The sequence below is a fragment of the Martinezella sp. CNPSo 3890 genome, from assembly GCF_057784455.1.
Map to the genome: position 1 here is coordinate 15248 of NZ_JBXSOR010000006.1, position 16268 is coordinate 31515.

15 protein-coding genes are annotated in these 16268 nt (G+C 59.9%); 6 read left to right on the forward strand and 9 right to left on the reverse strand.

Annotated features, from left to right (window positions below; all coding sequences use genetic code 11):
• The 5 genes from AC13RC_RS16300 to AC13RC_RS16320 are packed head-to-tail and all read right to left on the reverse strand — an operon-like array spanning position 1 to position 5345.
• Complete coding sequence (locus AC13RC_RS16300; protein ID WP_488557794.1) at positions 1 to 1284, reverse strand: aspartate aminotransferase family protein; 1284 nt, start codon at positions 1282 to 1284, stop codon at positions 1 to 3.
• 2 nt (positions 1285 to 1286) lie between these two features.
• Positions 1287 to 2642 carry an aminotransferase class III-fold pyridoxal phosphate-dependent enzyme gene (locus tag AC13RC_RS16305; RefSeq protein ID WP_488557795.1) on the reverse strand — a complete coding sequence of 452 codons (1356 nt, stop codon included), beginning with the start codon at positions 2640 to 2642 and terminating at the stop codon, positions 1287 to 1289.
• A gap of 17 nt (positions 2643 to 2659) precedes the next feature.
• Positions 2660 to 3310, reverse strand: coding sequence for an HAD-IA family hydrolase (locus AC13RC_RS16310; RefSeq protein ID WP_269244798.1), 651 nt, complete (start codon positions 3308 to 3310; stop codon positions 2660 to 2662).
• Positions 3307 to 4560: a Tm-1-like ATP-binding domain-containing protein gene (locus tag AC13RC_RS16315; RefSeq protein WP_488557796.1), complete on the reverse strand. Its 1254-nt coding sequence runs from the start codon at positions 4558 to 4560 to the stop codon at positions 3307 to 3309. The genes AC13RC_RS16310 and AC13RC_RS16315 overlap by 4 nt, the downstream gene beginning before the upstream one ends.
• Positions 4560 to 5345, reverse strand: coding sequence for an IclR family transcriptional regulator (locus AC13RC_RS16320; RefSeq protein WP_488557797.1), 786 nt, complete (start codon positions 5343 to 5345; stop codon positions 4560 to 4562). The genes AC13RC_RS16315 and AC13RC_RS16320 overlap by 1 nt, the downstream gene beginning before the upstream one ends.
• 317 nt (positions 5346 to 5662) lie before the next feature.
• Here AC13RC_RS16320 and AC13RC_RS16325 point away from each other — a divergent pair, with 317 nt between their 5' ends.
• Both AC13RC_RS16325 and AC13RC_RS16330 read left to right on the forward strand, forming a co-directional pair.
• Positions 5663 to 7117: an APC family permease gene (locus tag AC13RC_RS16325; RefSeq protein WP_488557798.1), complete on the forward strand. Its 1455-nt coding sequence runs from the start codon at positions 5663 to 5665 to the stop codon at positions 7115 to 7117.
• A 52-nt stretch (positions 7118 to 7169) separates the two neighbouring features.
• Entirely contained in the window at positions 7170 to 8648 is a 1479-nt protein-coding gene (locus tag AC13RC_RS16330) for an aldehyde dehydrogenase (protein WP_488557799.1), read from the forward strand.
• Positions 8649 to 8734: 86 nt separating this feature from the next.
• Here the strand turns inward: AC13RC_RS16330 and AC13RC_RS16335 are convergent, their stop codons facing one another.
• Positions 8735 to 9247 carry a flavin reductase gene (locus AC13RC_RS16335; protein ID WP_015342805.1) on the reverse strand — a complete coding sequence of 171 codons (513 nt, stop codon included), beginning with the start codon at positions 9245 to 9247 and terminating at the stop codon, positions 8735 to 8737.
• 10 nt (positions 9248 to 9257) lie between these two features.
• Positions 9258 to 10820, reverse strand: a complete 1563-nt coding sequence (locus AC13RC_RS16340; protein WP_488557800.1) for a 4-hydroxyphenylacetate 3-hydroxylase N-terminal domain-containing protein — start codon at positions 10818 to 10820, stop codon at positions 9258 to 9260.
• A gap of 95 nt (positions 10821 to 10915) precedes the next feature.
• Between AC13RC_RS16340 and AC13RC_RS16345 the strand changes: the two genes are divergently transcribed.
• The gene (locus AC13RC_RS16345) at positions 10916 to 11809 is read left to right on the forward strand and encodes a helix-turn-helix domain-containing protein (protein WP_488557801.1); all 894 of its coding nucleotides are present in this window, start codon (positions 10916 to 10918) and stop codon (positions 11807 to 11809) included.
• A gap of 38 nt (positions 11810 to 11847) precedes the next feature.
• On the opposite strand, the gene AC13RC_RS16350 is transcribed toward AC13RC_RS16345, so the two are convergent.
• Positions 11848 to 12675, reverse strand: a complete 828-nt coding sequence (locus tag AC13RC_RS16350) for a helix-turn-helix domain-containing protein (protein ID WP_488557802.1) — start codon at positions 12673 to 12675, stop codon at positions 11848 to 11850.
• 97 nt (positions 12676 to 12772) lie between these two features.
• On the opposite strand from AC13RC_RS16350, the gene AC13RC_RS16355 reads away from it, so the two are divergent.
• Entirely contained in the window at positions 12773 to 13702 is a 930-nt protein-coding gene (locus AC13RC_RS16355) for a phytanoyl-CoA dioxygenase family protein (protein WP_488557803.1), read from the forward strand.
• Between the two features lie 40 nt (positions 13703 to 13742).
• Here the strand turns inward: AC13RC_RS16355 and AC13RC_RS16360 are convergent, their stop codons facing one another.
• Positions 13743 to 14537, reverse strand: coding sequence for a putative nucleotide-diphospho-sugar transferase (locus AC13RC_RS16360; protein ID WP_488557804.1), 795 nt, complete (start codon positions 14535 to 14537; stop codon positions 13743 to 13745).
• A 145-nt stretch (positions 14538 to 14682) separates the two neighbouring features.
• On the opposite strand from AC13RC_RS16360, the gene AC13RC_RS16365 reads away from it, so the two are divergent.
• Complete coding sequence (locus AC13RC_RS16365; protein ID WP_173002466.1) at positions 14683 to 14850, forward strand: hypothetical protein; 168 nt, start codon at positions 14683 to 14685, stop codon at positions 14848 to 14850.
• A gap of 304 nt (positions 14851 to 15154) precedes the next feature.
• On the forward strand, positions 15155 to 16258 hold the full coding sequence (sfnG, locus tag AC13RC_RS16370) for a dimethylsulfone monooxygenase SfnG (protein WP_488557805.1): 1104 nt from the start codon (positions 15155 to 15157) through the stop codon (positions 16256 to 16258).
• Positions 16259 to 16268: the final 10 nt, after the last annotated feature.

The window sequence follows — 16268 nt, forward strand, 5'->3', positions numbered from 1 at the left end:
TCACAGGCCGGATAGGACATCGTCGAAGATCGACAACATGTAGTCGGCATTGCTCCGGGTAAACGGCATGGGCGGTCGGATCTTCGTGGCACATTGGTGAATGCCGATCTTGCCCATCAGCACGCCGCGTTCGCGCATGGCGTTGATGATCCGGGTTGCCTCAGCGGTAGCCGGCTCCTTCGTCTGCCTGTCCAGCACAAACTCAGTGCCCATGAAGAGGCCACTGCCGCGCACGTCGCCGATGATCGAGTGCTTCTCGGCCAGCCGCTTGAACGCGTCGCGCGTATATTCGCCGACATTGCGGGCATTCTCGATAAGGTTTTCGTCCTCGATGACATCGAGCACAGCCATGGCCGCCGCGCAGGAAACCGGATTGCCGCCGAAGGTGTTGAAATAGCGGAACGCTTTGCGAAAGGTGTTGATCGTATCGACATTGGCCACAACGCCGCCGACCGGATGGCCGTTGGCCATCGGCTTGCCGAGCGTGACGATATCGGGAACGATGCCAGCGTGCTGGTGACCCCACATATGCGTGCCGGTTCGGCCGAAACCGGGCTGTACCTCGTCGGTAATCACGAGGCCGCCGGCCTTGCGCACGGCGGCAACCGTTTTGTCGAGAAAACCCGGCGGTAGATCGGGAAAGCCTTCATTGGCGAAGAACGGATCGATGATGATGGCCGAAAAGCCGTGCGGGCTCTCCTGAAGCGAGGTAATCGCTTTCTCCACTTCGGCCGCAAAGGTCATAGCAAAGGCCTCTCCGCCTTCGCCGCCGAGCGGGCGATAGCTGTCCGGCGCCGGCACGTGGCGCACATGGCCGCCGAAGCCGCCGACCGGCGGCATGCGGGTCGATAGCTGCGACACCGCGGTCGTGTTGCCATGATATGTATGGTTGGTGGCGATGACGCCGGTTTTGCCGGTCATGGCTTGCGCCATGCGCAACGCCACGTCGTTGGCTTCGCTGCCCGTGCAGGTCAGGATCGCCGCGTTGAGGCTCTTGTCGAAGGTTGCCGTCAGCCGCTCGACATAATCAAGTATGCCTTCGTGCAGGTAGCGCGTATGCGTGTTCAGCGTCGAGGCCTGCCGCGCGATTGCTTCCACCACGCGCGGGTGGCAATGGCCGACATGCGGCACATTGTTGTAGCAATCTAGATACTTGCGGCCATCGGCGTCCCAGAGCCAGACGCCTTCGCCGCGCACCAGATGCACGGGGTCGTCATAAAAGAGCGACATGTTCCGGCCGAGAAGCCGTTCCCGACGCGCGATAAGGGCTGCAGTGTCGGACATGATCAGCCCCTTGCCGCGTTGAGACCTGCGTCGAGCGCGGTCAGGATGGTCTGGACATTCTCCGCCGTCACGATGAGCGGCGGCGACATGATGACATTGGTGCCCGAGGTGCGGACCAAGACGCCGGCGTCATAGGTCGCGTCCTGTACCTTTTGCACGACATCCTTGGCAGCACCGCTCTTCTTTGCGCGGTCGCTGACGAGTTCGAGGGCGCACATCAAACCCTTGCCGCGCACATCGCCGATCAATTCATGCTTGTTCTGCAACGCCTTGAGGCCGGCGAGTAGCTCTTCGCCGCGGGCGGCGGCATTGGCGGCGACGTTGAGCCGCTTGGTTTCCTTCAAGGTCGCAAGGGCTGCGGCGGCACCGACCGGATGACCGGAATAGGTGTAACCATGGCCGATGCTGCCGACAGCGCCCTTGTTGCTTTCGAAGACCTGCGCCACCTTGTCGGAGATCATCACCGCACCGAAGGGGAAGTAGCCGTTGGTGATCGCTTTGGCCGTCGACATCATGTCCGGCTGCACGCCCCAGAGACGCGATCCGGTCCAGGCGCCGGTGCGGCCGAAGGCGGTGATCACTTCGTCGGCGATCAGCAGGATGCCGTGCCGATCGCAGATCTCGCGCATCAGCGGCAGGAAGGTCTCATGCGGAACGATGACGCCACCGGCGCCGAGCACCGGTTCGACAATCAGAGCCGCAATGGTGTCGGCGCCCTGGAAGGCAATTTCATCCTCGAAGAGCCTGCCGATTGCAGCCGCAATCTCCGCACCATCGGTGGTGTTGAAGGGATTGCGGTAGGTGAAGGGTGCCGGCAGGTGGAAGACGCCTGGAAGCAGCGGCTCGTAGTTGCGGCGGAAGTTCTGGTTGCCGTTGACCGAGGCGCCGCCAAAATGCGTGCCATGATAGCCCTTCTTCAGCGCGACGAACTTGGTGCGCTCGGGCTGACCATTGACCTTGTGGTACTGGCGCGCCAGCCGCAGGCAGGTCTCGACCGAATCCGAGCCGCCTGAGGTAAAGAAGGAACGGCTGAGGCCGTCCGGCTTGAACCATTCCGCAAGCTCGTAGGACAGCTCGATCAGGGGTGAGTTCGTCGTGCCGCGGAAGGTCGAATAATAAGGCAGTTCGTCGAGCTGGTCGCGGATCGCCTTCTTCACCGGCTCGCAGGAATAGCCGAGATTGACGTTCCAGAGGCCGCCCACTGCGTCGAGCACTTTCTTGCCCTGGATATCGACGATTTCGACGCCTTCGCCTGAGTTGATGATGCGCGGCGGATTGGCCTGCATCTCAGCGGGATGAGCCATCGGATGCCACAGGTGACGGGCGTTGTTTTCGATGATGAAATTGGTCTCACGCATGTCAAATTCCTCTTGGTTCAGAGCCCCAGCATCGCAAGTGCGCGGGCATAGCTTTCGGCAGGGCGGGTCACGTCGAAATGCACGTGAGGCAAGCTCACGGCTTCGGCGCCCTCGATGTTCTTCTTCTGGTCGTCGACGAAGACGCAGGCCTCGCGCGGGAGGTTGAGCTCGGCAAGGACGAGCTCGTAGGCGCGGGGATCGGGTTTCAGGATCTTCGTGTAGGTGGCATCGACGATGACGTCGAAAAGCTCGATCAGCGGAAAGCGCTGACGGAATTCGACGCCATAGAAAAGGTCGAGTTCGTTCGACAGGATTGCCAGCTTGAGGCCGGCCTCCTTGGTGCGCAGGATGGCGTCGCGGGCTTCTGGCCGCAGGACCAGCTCCGGCTCGGCGCCGCGCGCCCGGCGCACGAAGGTCTGCATGTCCGTCCAGTTTTCGCCGACCAGCTTGCCAACTTCCTTCGTGCGCTTCAGCCAATAGTCGCGTTCGGTGATCTCGCGGTTCTGCATTTCGACCCAAAGCGGGTCCGTCGTCGTGTCGAACGGGCCGAGCCAGGTTAGCGATCCCTTGGGAAGGCCGAGCGTGCGCTCGGTGATGTCATGGGTTTCGAACAGGGTGCGGGTAACGACGCCGCCAAAGTCGAGGATAAGCGCGCGGTCTTGGCTCATGGCCGCCCCTCCGGAATGACGCCTTCGGCAACCCATCGATCGAAGATGGCAAGGGCAGCGGTCGAGAAGGCCGGCGCGTTGATATGCGCATCGACCTCCTGCAGCGTAACGCTGGGCGGAACGGCTCGGCGCATTTCGTCGAGGAAGGCGTCGAGGCCCTCTGGATCATGCAAGGGTTCATCCGGCTTGTCCCATTCCTGCAAGCCTTCAGTCGGCAGGAGGAAGGCGACATTCGCTTCGGCGCGCCGCAGTTTTTCTCCGATCACACGGGCTACCGCACGCCGCCCTTCCGGCGATGTCGTTACCGACCCGATCAGCCGGTTATGGGCGTGATACGGGCGATCCACAAAGATCTCTGGCAGGGCTTGCCATGCCTGAAGATCGACCATGTCGATCGCGCCGGGTGCGACGATCTGCGGAATGCCGGCGCGACCGGCGTTTTCGAGACGGTCGGGCCCAGAGGTGACGACGCTGCTATAATGATGATTGCTGACTTCCTGGATGCAGAAGTCGAAGACGGCGGCAAAGCCACCCTTCGAGGCGATCGCTTCATAGGCCCGTCCGCCCATGCCAGTCGAATGGAATACGGCGACGTCGTAGCCGCGCTTTTCCAGCTCGGGCCGCAGATATTTCATATATTTCAGGCAGGAGGAGCCAAGGGAGGTCATGCCGACGAGGGGACGTTCGCGATCGGGCTTGGTGCCGTGCTTTGCAGCGCCGAGCACTGCGCCGCAGGCCTGGGAAAGAACCGACTGGCAGATGCTGTTGAGACCATAGAGACCGCCAGCCCACAGGATCATCATAAGATCGGGCGCGATGCGTTCGGGCGGTATGAGGTGGGAGTAGGCAATGGTCGAAACCACGAATTTCGGCACGCCGAGCGGCAGGACGGCAGCGACATCGAGCGCCAGATCCGTGCCCATAGAGCCGCCGAGCACGATAATGCCGTCGATTAGTCCATCGTCATAGAGGCGGAGGGTCAGGGCCGACGCACCCTTCGCCATAGCCGCCATGGCGCTGTTTTCGTCGCCGCTTTCGGTAATGGCTTCGATTGTCGTTGCGGCAGCCTTCGCAATGTCATGTTTGGAATAATCGGGGCTGTAAGGTGGGTCGCCGAGAATGCTCACATCCATCATGACCGGCTGGCCACCGGCCTGCTTGATGACGGACGCCATGAATTGCAGTTCGTCGCATTTGGTGTCACCGGTTCCGATGACGAGTATCCGCGGTGAGGGAGCTTCCGGGCTCATCAATCCGTCCTCCTGAGTTTCGCAATGGTTCCCGTGGGTCTTTCCGACCCGTAGTATTTTTCTGAGATCGCGTTGGCCGTGGCGACGGCCTGCGCGCCGAATTCCTGGATGGCAGCCTTCGTGGTGCGAGAGAGCGGGGCGGCGATTGCCACGCAACCGATCGGGCGGCCGCTCGGCGTGCGCACCGGTGCCGCCGTGCTGATGACACCGGCCTCCAGGCCTTGGTCAATAACGGAAAAGCCCCGTGCTGCGGTTTCATCGAGCATCTTATGCAGCAATTGGGGATCGGTGACGGTGTGATCCGTAAACTTTTCCAGCGGCTTTTTAAGCGCTTCGTCGATTTCTATCCTTGGGCAGAAGGCCAGAAAGGCGAGGCCTGATGCCGTCGCATGAAAGGGAAGGAGGCTTCCGACATCGACGATGATGCGGTGGGCGCGCGGTGAGTCTTCAACATGAATGGTAGAAAGCTGCCCGCCCGAAAATTCGGACAGATGCACGGTCTCGGTCGACGATTCGGCAAGCGTCCTGATGAAGGGGATTGCGACCCGCAGGAAGGGAAAGCGCGCTTCCCGGATACGGGCGAGGCGAACCGGTGCCGAGCCGATGCGGTAGCGGCGGCTATCTGGATCCTGTTCCACAAAGCCATGTTTTTCCAGTTCCACCAGAAAGCGTCGCGCCGTCGCCTTGTCCAGCGCGCAGAGGCGGGCGATGTCGGTCAGACCCGCCTCCTTGTCCAGCCGTGACAGGGTATCCAGCAATGCCAGCGCCTTTCCGATCGTGCTCATTATTCCTCCTCTTGGGTTGGTCAGGGTCTGATTCTAGGCGTCCAGCCGGGGCTTCCCGTCAAATCAGCCTGCTGACCCTGCGCCGCGGCACGATAGCAGCGACCCAAGATACTTAACATGCGAAATAACTTGACAGAGGCCGGCAATGTTTGCAAGTCTATATTTGAAGCTGTGGTTCAAATAGTGAACCATAAGCGCTGACGGCGGTAAGATCAACAAAACATAGGCCCCGATCGTCAGTCCGGTTTTTGGTGGAGGTCGCACGCGTGCAATCGCGGCGATGATCGGATGTTCTTAAACAAGGGGAACGAACGCAGATGAACACGCAAAACTCGCAAGGCACGGCTGACAACCAGCTGCGCAAGAACAGTCTCGGCGTCGGTGCCGTGACCTTCCTCGTGGTGTCGGCCGCAGCACCGCTGACGGCGGTGGCCGGCGGCGTGCCGCTTTCGATGATGCTCGGCAACGGGCCGGGCATTCCGCTGACCTTCCTGCTGGTGACGGGTATTCTGCTGCTGTTTGCGGTCGGCTATGTCGCCATGGCGCGTCACATTCGCAATGCCGGTGCCTTCTATGCCTATACGGCCCAGGGCCTTGGCGGCTTGATGGGCGGTGCCGCGGCACTGATCGCGATCCTCGCCTATAATGCCATGCAGGTCGGCGTTCTCGGGCTTTTCGGTGCGGCGACCAAAGGTTTCTTTGCCGAGCAGCTCGGCCTCGATCTTCCCTGGTGGGTCTGGAGCTTCATCGGCATCGCGTTCGTTGCCGTCTTTGGCTACCGCCGTGTGGATCTGTCGGCGAAAGTGCTGACGGTGCTCGTTATTCTCGAATATCTCGTCGTGCTCGTCATCGATGCTGCGATCTTCATCAAGGGTGGCGATGCCGGTTTGACGGCCGCGTCGTTCACACCGACTGCCTTCTGGAGCGGAACGCCGGCAATCGGTTTGCTGTTCTGCTTTGCCGCTTTCATCGGCTTTGAAGCGACCACTATCTACAGCGAAGAAGCTCGCGAACCGGAAAAGACCGTGCCGCGCGCGACCTATATTTCCGTTCTCATCATCGGCCTCTTCTATATGCTGACGTCCTGGCTGATGGTGACCGGCGCCGGCGTCGACAAGCTCGTTCCGACCCTGCAGGGTCTTGCCGATCCCACGACCTTTCTCTTCGGCCTCGCTGAACGCTATGTCGGGCACTGGATCACCATTGTCATGAGCGTGCTCTTCATCACCAGCCTGTTTGCCGGCATTCTCGCCTTTCACAACGGCGTTGCCCGCTACATGTATGTTGCTGGCCGCGAAGGCTTGCTGCCGAAATCGGTCGGCGTCACGCATCCAGTCTTCCAGAGCCCGCATGTCGGCTCGATCATCCAGACCGGTATTGCCGTGCTCGTCGTCGCGCTCTTTGCTGTGACGGGTCAGGATCCGGTGCTGGCGCTCTTCTCCTGGCTCACCAATGTCGCGACGCTGGCGATCATCCTGCTGATGGCGTTTACAGCCTTCTCGATCGTGGTGTTCTTCAGCCGCAATCCGGGGCTTGAGCGCAATGTGCTTGCGATCAAGGTGCTGCCCATCTTGACGGGTCTGATCCTTTTGGCGCTCGTCTATTATATCTCGGCGAATTTCGGCGCGATTGCTGGCGCCAATGGCGTGCTGGCCGTGTTGTTGCCGGCGCTCGTGCTGATCGCAGGGATCATTGGCTTCATCGCGGCTGCTCGCCTGAAGTCGTCGGATGCAGCAGGCTATGCCCGCCTTGGCGCCGGCCAGGAGGCTTGAGTTCCAATCGCGGTGGCGGGAAAACCCGCCACCCTCTTTGTGAGAGAATGAGATGCAGGACAAGATCGATCAGCTCCGGGCATTACCCGTTTCGCCGCAGGCGTTGTTCATCGCAGGTGCCTGGCGGCAGCCGATCAGCGGAGCCGCCATGGACGTCATTTCGCCGATCGACGGAACAAAGTTGACCACGATTGCCGATGCCGGCACGGAGGATGTCGATCTCGCGGTCAAGGCCGCGCGGCAGGCTTTCGAAAAAGGCAGTTGGTCGAAGGCGGCACCGGCCCAACGTAAGAAGGTGCTGCTGAAAATTGCCGAACTGATCGAGAAGAACGCGCTCGAACTGGCCGTGCTGGGTGTCCGCGACAACGGCACGGAAATTTCGATGGCGCTGAAGGCCGAGCCTGGCAGCGCCGCCGGCACGTTCCGCTACTATGCCGAGGCGATCGACAAGGTTTATGGGGAGATCGCGCCAACAGCGGAGAATATTCTCGGCCTCGTCCACCGCGAGCCCATCGGCGTCGTTGCCGCCATTGTGCCGTGGAATTTCCCAATGATGATCGGCGCCTGGAAGATCGCGCCTGCACTTGCCGCAGGCAATTCCGTCGTGCTGAAGCCCGCCGAGGGCGCATCGCTGACGCTGCTCAGACTCGCCGAAATTTGCGCCGAAGCGGGATTGCCCGAAGGCGTACTCAACGTCGTGACCGGCCGAGGTGCGGTCTGCGGCGAGGCGCTGGGGCTACACATGGATATCGATGTGCTCGCCTTCACCGGTTCCGGTCCCATCGGGCGGCGGCTCCTGGAATATTCGGCGCGCTCGAACCTGAAGCGCATCTATCTGGAGCTTGGCGGCAAGTCCCCGAACATCGTCTTCGCCGATGCGCCCGATCTCGATCAGGCGGCCAGGGTTTCCGCCTATGGTATCTTCCGCAATTCCGGCCAGGTCTGTGTCGCCGGCTCGCGGCTGCTTGTGGAGAAGTCGATTCATGAAGCCTTCTCTCAGAAGGTCGCGGGGATCGCCGACAGCATGAAAGTGGGCGATCCGCTGCAGCTGACGACGGAAGCAGGGGCGATTTCCAGCGAGGTCCAGCTGAAGAAGGATCTTGGCTACGTCTCGCAGGCGCTGTCGGAGGGTGCATCGTTGCGCACTGGTGGTTCGCGTATTCTCGAGGAGACGGGCGGTTATTACATGCGGCCGACCGTATTCGACGTGAAGCCGTCGATGACCCTGGCGCGGGAAGAGGTCTTCGGGCCGATCCTGTCGATCATTCCCTTTGAAGGTGAAGCAGAGGCCCTGCGGATCGCCAATGCCACGGAATATGGCCTTGCCTCGGCCGTCTGGACATCGAACCTGTCGCAGGCTCATCGAATGGTCCGGGGCATCCGCGCCGGCGTGGTGCATGTCAATACCTATGGCGGTGCCGATAACAGCGTACCACTTGGTGGCGTCAAACAATCCGGCAATGGCCACGACAAATCGCTGCATGCGCTCGACAAGTATGTCGATCTGAAGACGGCCTGGATTCAGCTCTGACAGATTGTTTTATTACGTAAAAGGGGTGCCGCCTTAACGCCGGCCCCCTTTTTTGCTCCCACGATCGATAGTTGTTCCTGCTGCACCTAGCCGCCGAAGCTCCCGGTCTGGGTCGGCACATGCACATAGTTGCGGTCGAAATAGAGCAGCGCATGCCCATCCTTGCGGCTGCGGATATCCATCACCTCGCCGATAAAGATATGGTGCGTGCCGACCAAGCGCGCTTCTGTCAGCCGGCAATCGAAGGAGACGATGGCATCGGAGAGCGCCTGGCTGCCAGAGCGGAAGTTGATCCATTCCGCGGCGGCATAGCGCTCTTCCATGTCGGCGCGTTGGCCGGCGAAATAGCCGGCCAGTTCCTTGTGCTCCTGCGTCAGAACATTGACGCAGAAGCGGCGATTATCGAGGAAGAGGCTAGTTTGCGCCGAGCGGCTATTCATGCAGACCAGCAGCGTCGGCGGTTCGTCGGTGACGCTGCACATGGCGGTGGCGGTAAAGCCGCCGCGGCCGGCGGGGCCGTTGGTGGTGATGACATTCACCGGTGCGCAAACCCTGGCCATGGCGTTGCGAAATTCGGTTTTCGAGAGTTGCTCCTCCATGGCAGCATCCTCATTCGGCGGCGTTGCGGACGGGGGAGGTGCCACCCAAAGGCGGCAGCCACGTATCTCCGGTCCAGCCATTCTCGTCGTAATCGCTCATGCACTGATCGACGAGCGCTTCCATTTCCTTCAACCGACCGCCGCGCTCGGCACCCTTCAGCACCTGCAGGCGGACTTCCTCCGGCGCGCCGGCATAGTTGAGCTCGTAAAGCGCGTGGCGTCCGCCGAACTCGGTGCCGGTCGCGTCCCACAGCAGCTTCATGATCTTGATGCGCTCGATATGGCCCATGTCATTGGAACCGCGCACATATTGCGCGAGGTAGCGGTCGATCTCCGGATTACCGAAATCCTTGGCCGAAGAGGGCAGATAGATCAGGCCCGAAGCGATGACTTTGCGGACCGTTTCGATGACACGCGGATAGGCCTCCGACATGAAGGTGCGGTAGGAGAGGGCCGCTTCCATGTTTGGCAGCACCGCGCCATTCGCCCAAGGCTGCGGATTGTAGGCCATGGCATTGGAGAAGGACCAGAACATGTGGCGAAGCGCAATGACTTCGCCGAGTGCCGCCTGATTGCCGCGGAAGGCATCGCCGCCGGTCGCGCGCAGCGCCTTGGCCAGCAATCCGGCGATGAAATCGAGCTTCACGGCGAAACGCGTGCAGCCCTGGAAGCAATAGCCATGCATGAAGCCCGAAGCCGGGTGGAAGGAGAGGACCTTTGCCGCGTCGCGCAGCACGAGCACATCCTCCCAGGGCACGAAGACATTATCGAGCACCAGGATCGCGTCGTTCTCGTCGAAGCGTGACGACAGCGGGTAGTCGAAGGGATGTCCTACGGTATTGGCGGTCTGCTCATAGGAGACGCGGCAGAACATCTTGATCCCAGGCGCATTCATCGGAACGATAAACATGACTGAAAGCGATGGGTCTTCCGTGACCGTCGCCGAACTCTGGGCGAGGAAATTATAGTGGGTCAGCGCTGAGGATGTCGCCACTACCTTGGCGCCGGAGACATAGATACCAGCATCGGTCTCCTTGGTAATGTGGACGAAGACATCCTTGACGGCATCGGCGGGCTTGTGGCGGTCGATTGGCGGATTGACGATCGCATGGTTCATGAAGAGCACGGACTCCTGCGCCCGCTTGTGCCAGGAAAGTGCATTGTCCTTGAATGGGCCGTACCAGTCGGCATTGGCGCCGAGTGTGTTCATGAGGGCTGCCTTGTAATCGGCGGTGCGGCCCATCCAGCCATAGGACATGCGCGCCCAATCGGCGATGGCGCCCTGCTGTGCCACAAGTTCGGCGGAAGATTTCGCCACCCGGAAGTATTTGTGGGTATAGCCGCCTGATCCCGTATCTGTCGGCGATGTCAGGCGTTCCTTGGTCTTTTCGTCATGCAGCGCGTCGTACATGCGGGCGAGCGAGCGGACGGAGTTGCGCATGGCGGGATGCGCAGTCACATCGGCGATGCGCTCGCCATTGATATAGACTTCGCGGCCATCGCGCAGGCTTTCCAGATATTCGGCGCCGGTAAACGGACGGGTCTTGTCGCTGCGGTGATCTTCAGCTCGCATCTCGTATTCCTCCCTTGAGATCATGATCAATGCTACGTCCGAACCCTCGGCGCGACCATGGACAAAGGGGGCAATTCGCTGGTACTTTTTCCGGCATGTCGCAGAAGAACGAAATCCCGAATTTCTTTGTTTATGGCGTGCCGAGCCGGGCGCTTGACGTCGGATTTCTGCACGTGGAAACGGTCATGGACCGTAAAACGCTGCATTTTGGGCATGTCGCGTCTCATAAACACCCGTTGATGGGGCAGATCACCTATTGGTACAAGGGCGGCGGTCGCTACCGGATCGAGGATCGGACTTGGAATTTTTCCGCTCCGACGATCAGCTTCGTGCCGAGTAACATCATTCATGGATTCGATGTCGACGATCAGTCCGATGCCATCGTCGTCTCGATATCGGACGATACTTTAAAGGCTTTGGTACCTCAGGTGGATCTAAGCCTTGACGTGCCGACCTTTCTGACGGCGCGGCCGGACGATCCTTCCTGGCAAAAGATCGACACGCTGCTGCAAATGGTCAGCGCCGAATATCGCGAGCGCGGCGGCCAAAGCGAAAAAGTCATGCTGGGGCTGATCGGCGTCGTGCTGTCGCTGATGAACCGGTTTGGCGGCAGCGCGGCGCTGCCTTCAGCTTCACCGACCGTGACGCTTGCCTTGGCGCTACGCAGCGCCATAGACCACCATTACAAGAGCGATTGGCCGGTCGGCAACTATGTCGACCTGCTCGCCACGACGCCGCATCTGCTCGATAAGGCGGCGCGCGAGGTGTTCGGACACAGCGTCAAGGAAATGCTTTTGGACCGGCGGCTGCTGGAAGCCAAGCGTCTGCTGATGTTCACCATCCGCTCCGTCGAGGATATTGGTCGTGAAGTAGGCTTTGAAGATCCCGCCTATTTCTCACGCTTTTTCCGCAAGCGGGTGGGGGAGGCACCGGCGGCCTGGCGGCGCCGGAATTTGGAGCGAGCGCCGTCGGGGAATGATGCGGCTTGACAAGGGCCGTTGCGACGTGTTCGGCCTATCTTGATCGATCAGCTTCTCCGGTAGCGGGCGCGAAAATCGCGCGGCGTGCAGTTTTCGCGCTCATGGAATAGCCGGGAGAAGTAGAACGGATCATCGAATCCGACTTTTGAGGCGATGATCTCGATCTTGTCGTCTGTCATCGTCAGCAACTCTTTTGCACGGTCCATGCGCAGGCGAAGCTGAAACCCCTTCGGCGGCAGCCCGACTTCCGCCGTGATTTTTCGGCGCAGCGTGGCGGGCGACATGCTGTATTCAGCTGCGAAAGCCGCCATGTCGAGAGCTTCTGTTGCTCTTTGGCGAAGAGCCTCGATGATCTCGCCGATATCCGAACCTTGCCGAGGAGAGGGGGCGATTTGGCTCGCCTGCCGTGCAGCCAAAATGACGATCTGATGAAGAGCGGATGAAGCAGCGGCTCTCGATAGGTTGGTGTCTTCGATAAGGTCGTCGTGGATGGAGCCGAAGAGACGCTGCACATTATCGAGATTACGAAGGGCGGTGAGCGGATTCTGCTCGCTGATGAGGCGCAGTCGCAGGAAGTCGCGCACGAGAGAGCCTTCGAAAAGCGCCCATCGCTCACTCCAGCCTTGCGCATCGGGACCATAAGAGTGCTGGCGGTTCGGGAAGAGCCAGAAGAGCGCCGGGCCTTTCACGCTTCTGCGGCCACCGGCATCCGTTTCGAGAAAGCCTTGGCCGCTTTCGACGAGCACCACCGCATAGCTCGGCAGCTTCCGTGCTCTAACGGCATGCATGGCATGCTGCTTGCCGCTGCCGGTGACGGCCAGTCCTCCGGCGGCGGCAAGTGGCGAGCGGTAGATGGCATGTGTTGTCGATGTCATGGTGAGCGAAAAGTCCAGTATCACTTTCGTCCATGTAGTGAAGCATCGCTGGTTGCTAGATTCAATGGGCAATCAAATCAAACCATAGGCGAGTGAAATGTCGATTCCCATGCAGAACGTCCTTTCCGACAAGAGTGCACTTAACCTTGTTGCCAATGGAAAGGTTCTCTCCACCGCGCCCGATCGGCTCGGTTATCTCACCCCGACCGATCCGAGCATCGGTGTTGAGGCAATCCGTACGCTCTACGAGGAGAACGGCTATGTGTGGCTCAAGGGATTTCTGCCGCGCAAGGACGTGATCGATTTTCGCGGCTGGGTCTTCGGTCACATGGCGAAGACGGGGCTGATCGAGAAGGGAACGGATCCGAGGGATGGGATATCGTCCGCTTCGGCGCCGGAAGGCAGGGAGCTCGATCGTTGCCTGATGTCGCTCGTGCGCTCGGTCGCCTATGAAGGCTTTTGCGCGCAGCCGCGTCTTTCGCGCTTCATGGATGACTTCCTGTCGGGCATCTCCTATCTGCATAAGCGCAAGATTATGCGCCATGTGCGGCCGGGAACGGCGACGGCGACGCCGGCGCATTATGATCTGGTCTATCTTCGCGGCGGCACCAGCCGGATCGTCACGGCATGGATACCGATCGGCGATATCCCGATCGAAATGGGCGGGCTGACCTATCTGGAGGGATCGCACGCGATCGGCCGAGAGATGGAGCGGGAGTTTGGCGAAAAGAACAGGGATCTCAGCCCCGAAGAGCGTGTCAGCGCGTTCAACCGCAATATGACGGAGGGTGGCTGGGTTTCGAAAGATCTGCCTGGCATGGCTGAGCGCTTCGACACGCGCTGGCTGGTCGCCGATTATGAGGCGGGCGACGTCATGCTCCATTCACCGTTCATGATCCACGCCGCCACCACTAATCAGGACAGCCAGCGCAGACTGCGCCTTTCCACCGATATTCGCTATCAGAATGTCGAGGATGAGATCGATGCGCGATGGAACAATCATTGGACGCTGGGCGACATGCTGTGATTCAGGTTTGATCGTGTGGCAGGCTCGTTCGAAGCGTGCCCTAATTGTCACCGTTTAGGACGCGCTCGATTTCCTCGACACGATCGCGACGGCGCTTCAGCCGTTTGCCGATGCGGCCAAACCAGCGTTTGCGCTTGGTCGCCTCGCGGCTTGCCTGGAGCTGTTCGATGAAGACCTCGCTGACGGCACCATTCTCGACCCGATCGAATATCCAGCAGAATGACGCAGGCAGTCTGGCTACACGGAATTGGGGTTTCGCGCTCGCTGCGTCCTCGGCGATGATTTCCTCCAGAACCACCTGATCCCACACGTCAGGCTTGGCAAGACATCCTTCCCGCCAGCGCTCGATGAGCTCCGCCGCGCCGGGCGTGTCGTTGATGAGAATCGTCGCGCTGATAAGACGGGCATCGAACTCATAGTAGACTGCAATATCGCATTCGAGTTTACGAAGCTCCGGCCAGGGATTGCGGTGGAAGACTGCATCGACGTCGACATAAAGAATAGGCCCGCGCAGCCTCGCCCTTTCCTGCAGAAGGAAGCCGGGTTTCAGCCCGGCATTCAGTACCCAGCTGCCGGCGCTGGGCACTGCCGTTGCATGTACCTTCAGCCCGATCCGCTCCGCCGAATGGGCCATACGCTCCTTTTCCTGTTCGTAAAAACTGCCTTCGGTAAAAAACGCCACAATCGGGCCGTCGGCGCTGGTTGCCGCGGATTTGCGTTCGGCCAGATCCTGTTCTGCCGGGAAGGGGACGATCAATGCACGCTGCTGCGGGCTCCAGGGGCGAATTTTATTGAGGATATTCAAGAAGGCACCTTCGGGATGTGTGAGCTTCAATCGACTATCCGCCACCCCGAAGCGTAGCGGACAAGATTGAGAGTTTGGATGAATGGAGCATTTAATCTGGCCGATGGCGGAAACGTCACATCGTTGGCGTTCGTACAGGATTGGCAAACCATTTGATCTTCGCTAATCGATTGTCATGTCCGATAATGTCATCAAGTTTGAACGCCGTCCGAAGCCGAAACCGCCGAGACAAACGCCTCCCTGGCTCAAGCGTTTGCTGGCGATTTTGGCCATCATTGCATTTTTCGTAGCAGCCTTTGCTTATTTCACGCTGAAGAACGGCGGAGCCGGCCCAACATTCTGACAGCTCGAGACCTATGCGATCTCGGGTCGATTGTCCGCTCAGGTATGGGGACGGCGGCGCTTTGATTTGCGCGCTTTGCGGCTGCATTATGGCCTTCGACGGCCGTTCCACCTTTAGGCCCCAAGCTTCCTTGTCACGTCATCGTCCCCATCGGGCGAGGTTCGCAACGCAGCTTTTTCGCAAAACAGCTGAAACTTGGGATAGGTTTGTTCGATAATCTAGAGAATCTATAGAATGTAATCGCAATGGGTTGGAATCTTCATCCTTGTACTCGGCAGAGGACAATTCAAACCGGGAGATATCAATGAGCGATGCGAACAGAGACGCTTTGAAATTCGCCTACTGGGTGCCGAACGTGTCGGGCGGGTTGGTCATCTCGAACATCGAGCAGCGCACGAGCTGGACGATCGACTACAACAGAAAGCTTGCGCAGATCGCCGAGGCGAGTGGTTTCGACTATGCGCTGAGCCAGATACGCTTCACGGCGGGCTACGGCGCGGAGTTTCAGCATGAATCCGTTTCCTTCAGCCATGCCCTGTTGGAATCGACGACGAAATTGAAAGTCATTGCGGCAATCCTGCCCGGGCCATGGACGCCGGCGCTGGCAGCGAAGCAGATCGCCACCATCAACCACCTGACCAACGGCCGTGTCGCCGTCAATATCGTCAGCGGCTGGTTTCGCGGCGAGTTCGCGGCCATCGGCGAGCACTGGCTCGATCATGACGAGCGCTACCGCCGCTCGGAGGAATTCATCCGGGCGCTGCGCGGCATCTGGACCGAAGACAGCTTCACTTTCCGTGGCGATTTCTATCGGTTCACCGATTATTCGCTGAAGCCGAAGCCGATCGATCCGCAGCCGGAAATTTTTCAGGGTGGCTCGTCGCGTGCGGCCCGCGACATGGCCTCGCGCGTATCTGACTGGTATTTCACCAATGGCAATACGGCCGAGGAAATTGCCAAGCAGGTGGACGATATCCAATCCAAGGCAAAAGCGAACGGCCATCATGTGCGCATCGGCGTCAACGCCTTCGCGATCGTGCGCGAGACTGAAGAGGAAGCCAAGGCGGTTCTTGCCGAGATTGTCGAGAAAGCCAATCCCGATGCCGTCAAGGCCTTCGGGCACGAGGTGAAGAATGCCGGCAAGGCTTCACCGGAAGGCGAGGGCAATTGGGCGAAATCCAGCTTCGAAGATCTGGTGCAGTATAATGACGGTTTCCGCTCTAACCTGATCGGCACGCCGCAGCAGGTTGCCGAGCGCATTATCGCTCTGAAGCAGGCGGGTGCCGATCTGATCCTTCTCGGCTTCCTGCATTTCCAGGAGGAGGTCGAATATTTCGGCAAGCACGTCATTCCGCTGGTGCGTGCGCTTGAGGAAACTCGGGATGCTGTTGCTGTGGCTGCGGAGTAAGCGCTTTCCC

What these genes read in the sequence shown, in the direction of transcription:
- AC13RC_RS16315 (WP_488557796.1), bottom strand. Translation starts at nt 4,560, where the DNA reads ATGAGCCCGGAAGCTCCCTCACCGCGGATACTCGTCATCGGAACCGGT.
- AC13RC_RS16355 (WP_488557803.1), top strand. Translation starts at nt 12,773, where the DNA reads ATGTCGATTCCCATGCAGAACGTCCTTTCCGACAAGAGTGCACTTAAC.
- sfnG (WP_488557805.1), top strand. Translation starts at nt 15,155, where the DNA reads ATGAGCGATGCGAACAGAGACGCTTTGAAATTCGCCTACTGGGTGCCG.
- AC13RC_RS16310 (WP_269244798.1), bottom strand. Translation starts at nt 3,310, where the DNA reads ATGAGCCAAGACCGCGCGCTTATCCTCGACTTTGGCGGCGTCGTTACC.
- AC13RC_RS16350 (WP_488557802.1), bottom strand. Translation starts at nt 12,675, where the DNA reads ATGACATCGACAACACATGCCATCTACCGCTCGCCACTTGCCGCCGCC.
- AC13RC_RS16345 (WP_488557801.1), top strand. Translation starts at nt 10,916, where the DNA reads ATGTCGCAGAAGAACGAAATCCCGAATTTCTTTGTTTATGGCGTGCCG.
- AC13RC_RS16300 (WP_488557794.1), bottom strand. Translation starts at nt 1,284, where the DNA reads ATGTCCGACACTGCAGCCCTTATCGCGCGTCGGGAACGGCTTCTCGGC.
- AC13RC_RS16335 (WP_015342805.1), bottom strand. Translation starts at nt 9,247, where the DNA reads ATGGAGGAGCAACTCTCGAAAACCGAATTTCGCAACGCCATGGCCAGG.
- AC13RC_RS16340 (WP_488557800.1), bottom strand. Translation starts at nt 10,820, where the DNA reads ATGCGAGCTGAAGATCACCGCAGCGACAAGACCCGTCCGTTTACCGGC.
- AC13RC_RS16365 (WP_173002466.1), top strand. Translation starts at nt 14,683, where the DNA reads ATGTCCGATAATGTCATCAAGTTTGAACGCCGTCCGAAGCCGAAACCG.
- AC13RC_RS16330 (WP_488557799.1), top strand. Translation starts at nt 7,170, where the DNA reads ATGCAGGACAAGATCGATCAGCTCCGGGCATTACCCGTTTCGCCGCAG.
- AC13RC_RS16320 (WP_488557797.1), bottom strand. Translation starts at nt 5,345, where the DNA reads ATGAGCACGATCGGAAAGGCGCTGGCATTGCTGGATACCCTGTCACGG.
- AC13RC_RS16305 (WP_488557795.1), bottom strand. Translation starts at nt 2,642, where the DNA reads ATGCGTGAGACCAATTTCATCATCGAAAACAACGCCCGTCACCTGTGG.
- AC13RC_RS16325 (WP_488557798.1), top strand. Translation starts at nt 5,663, where the DNA reads ATGAACACGCAAAACTCGCAAGGCACGGCTGACAACCAGCTGCGCAAG.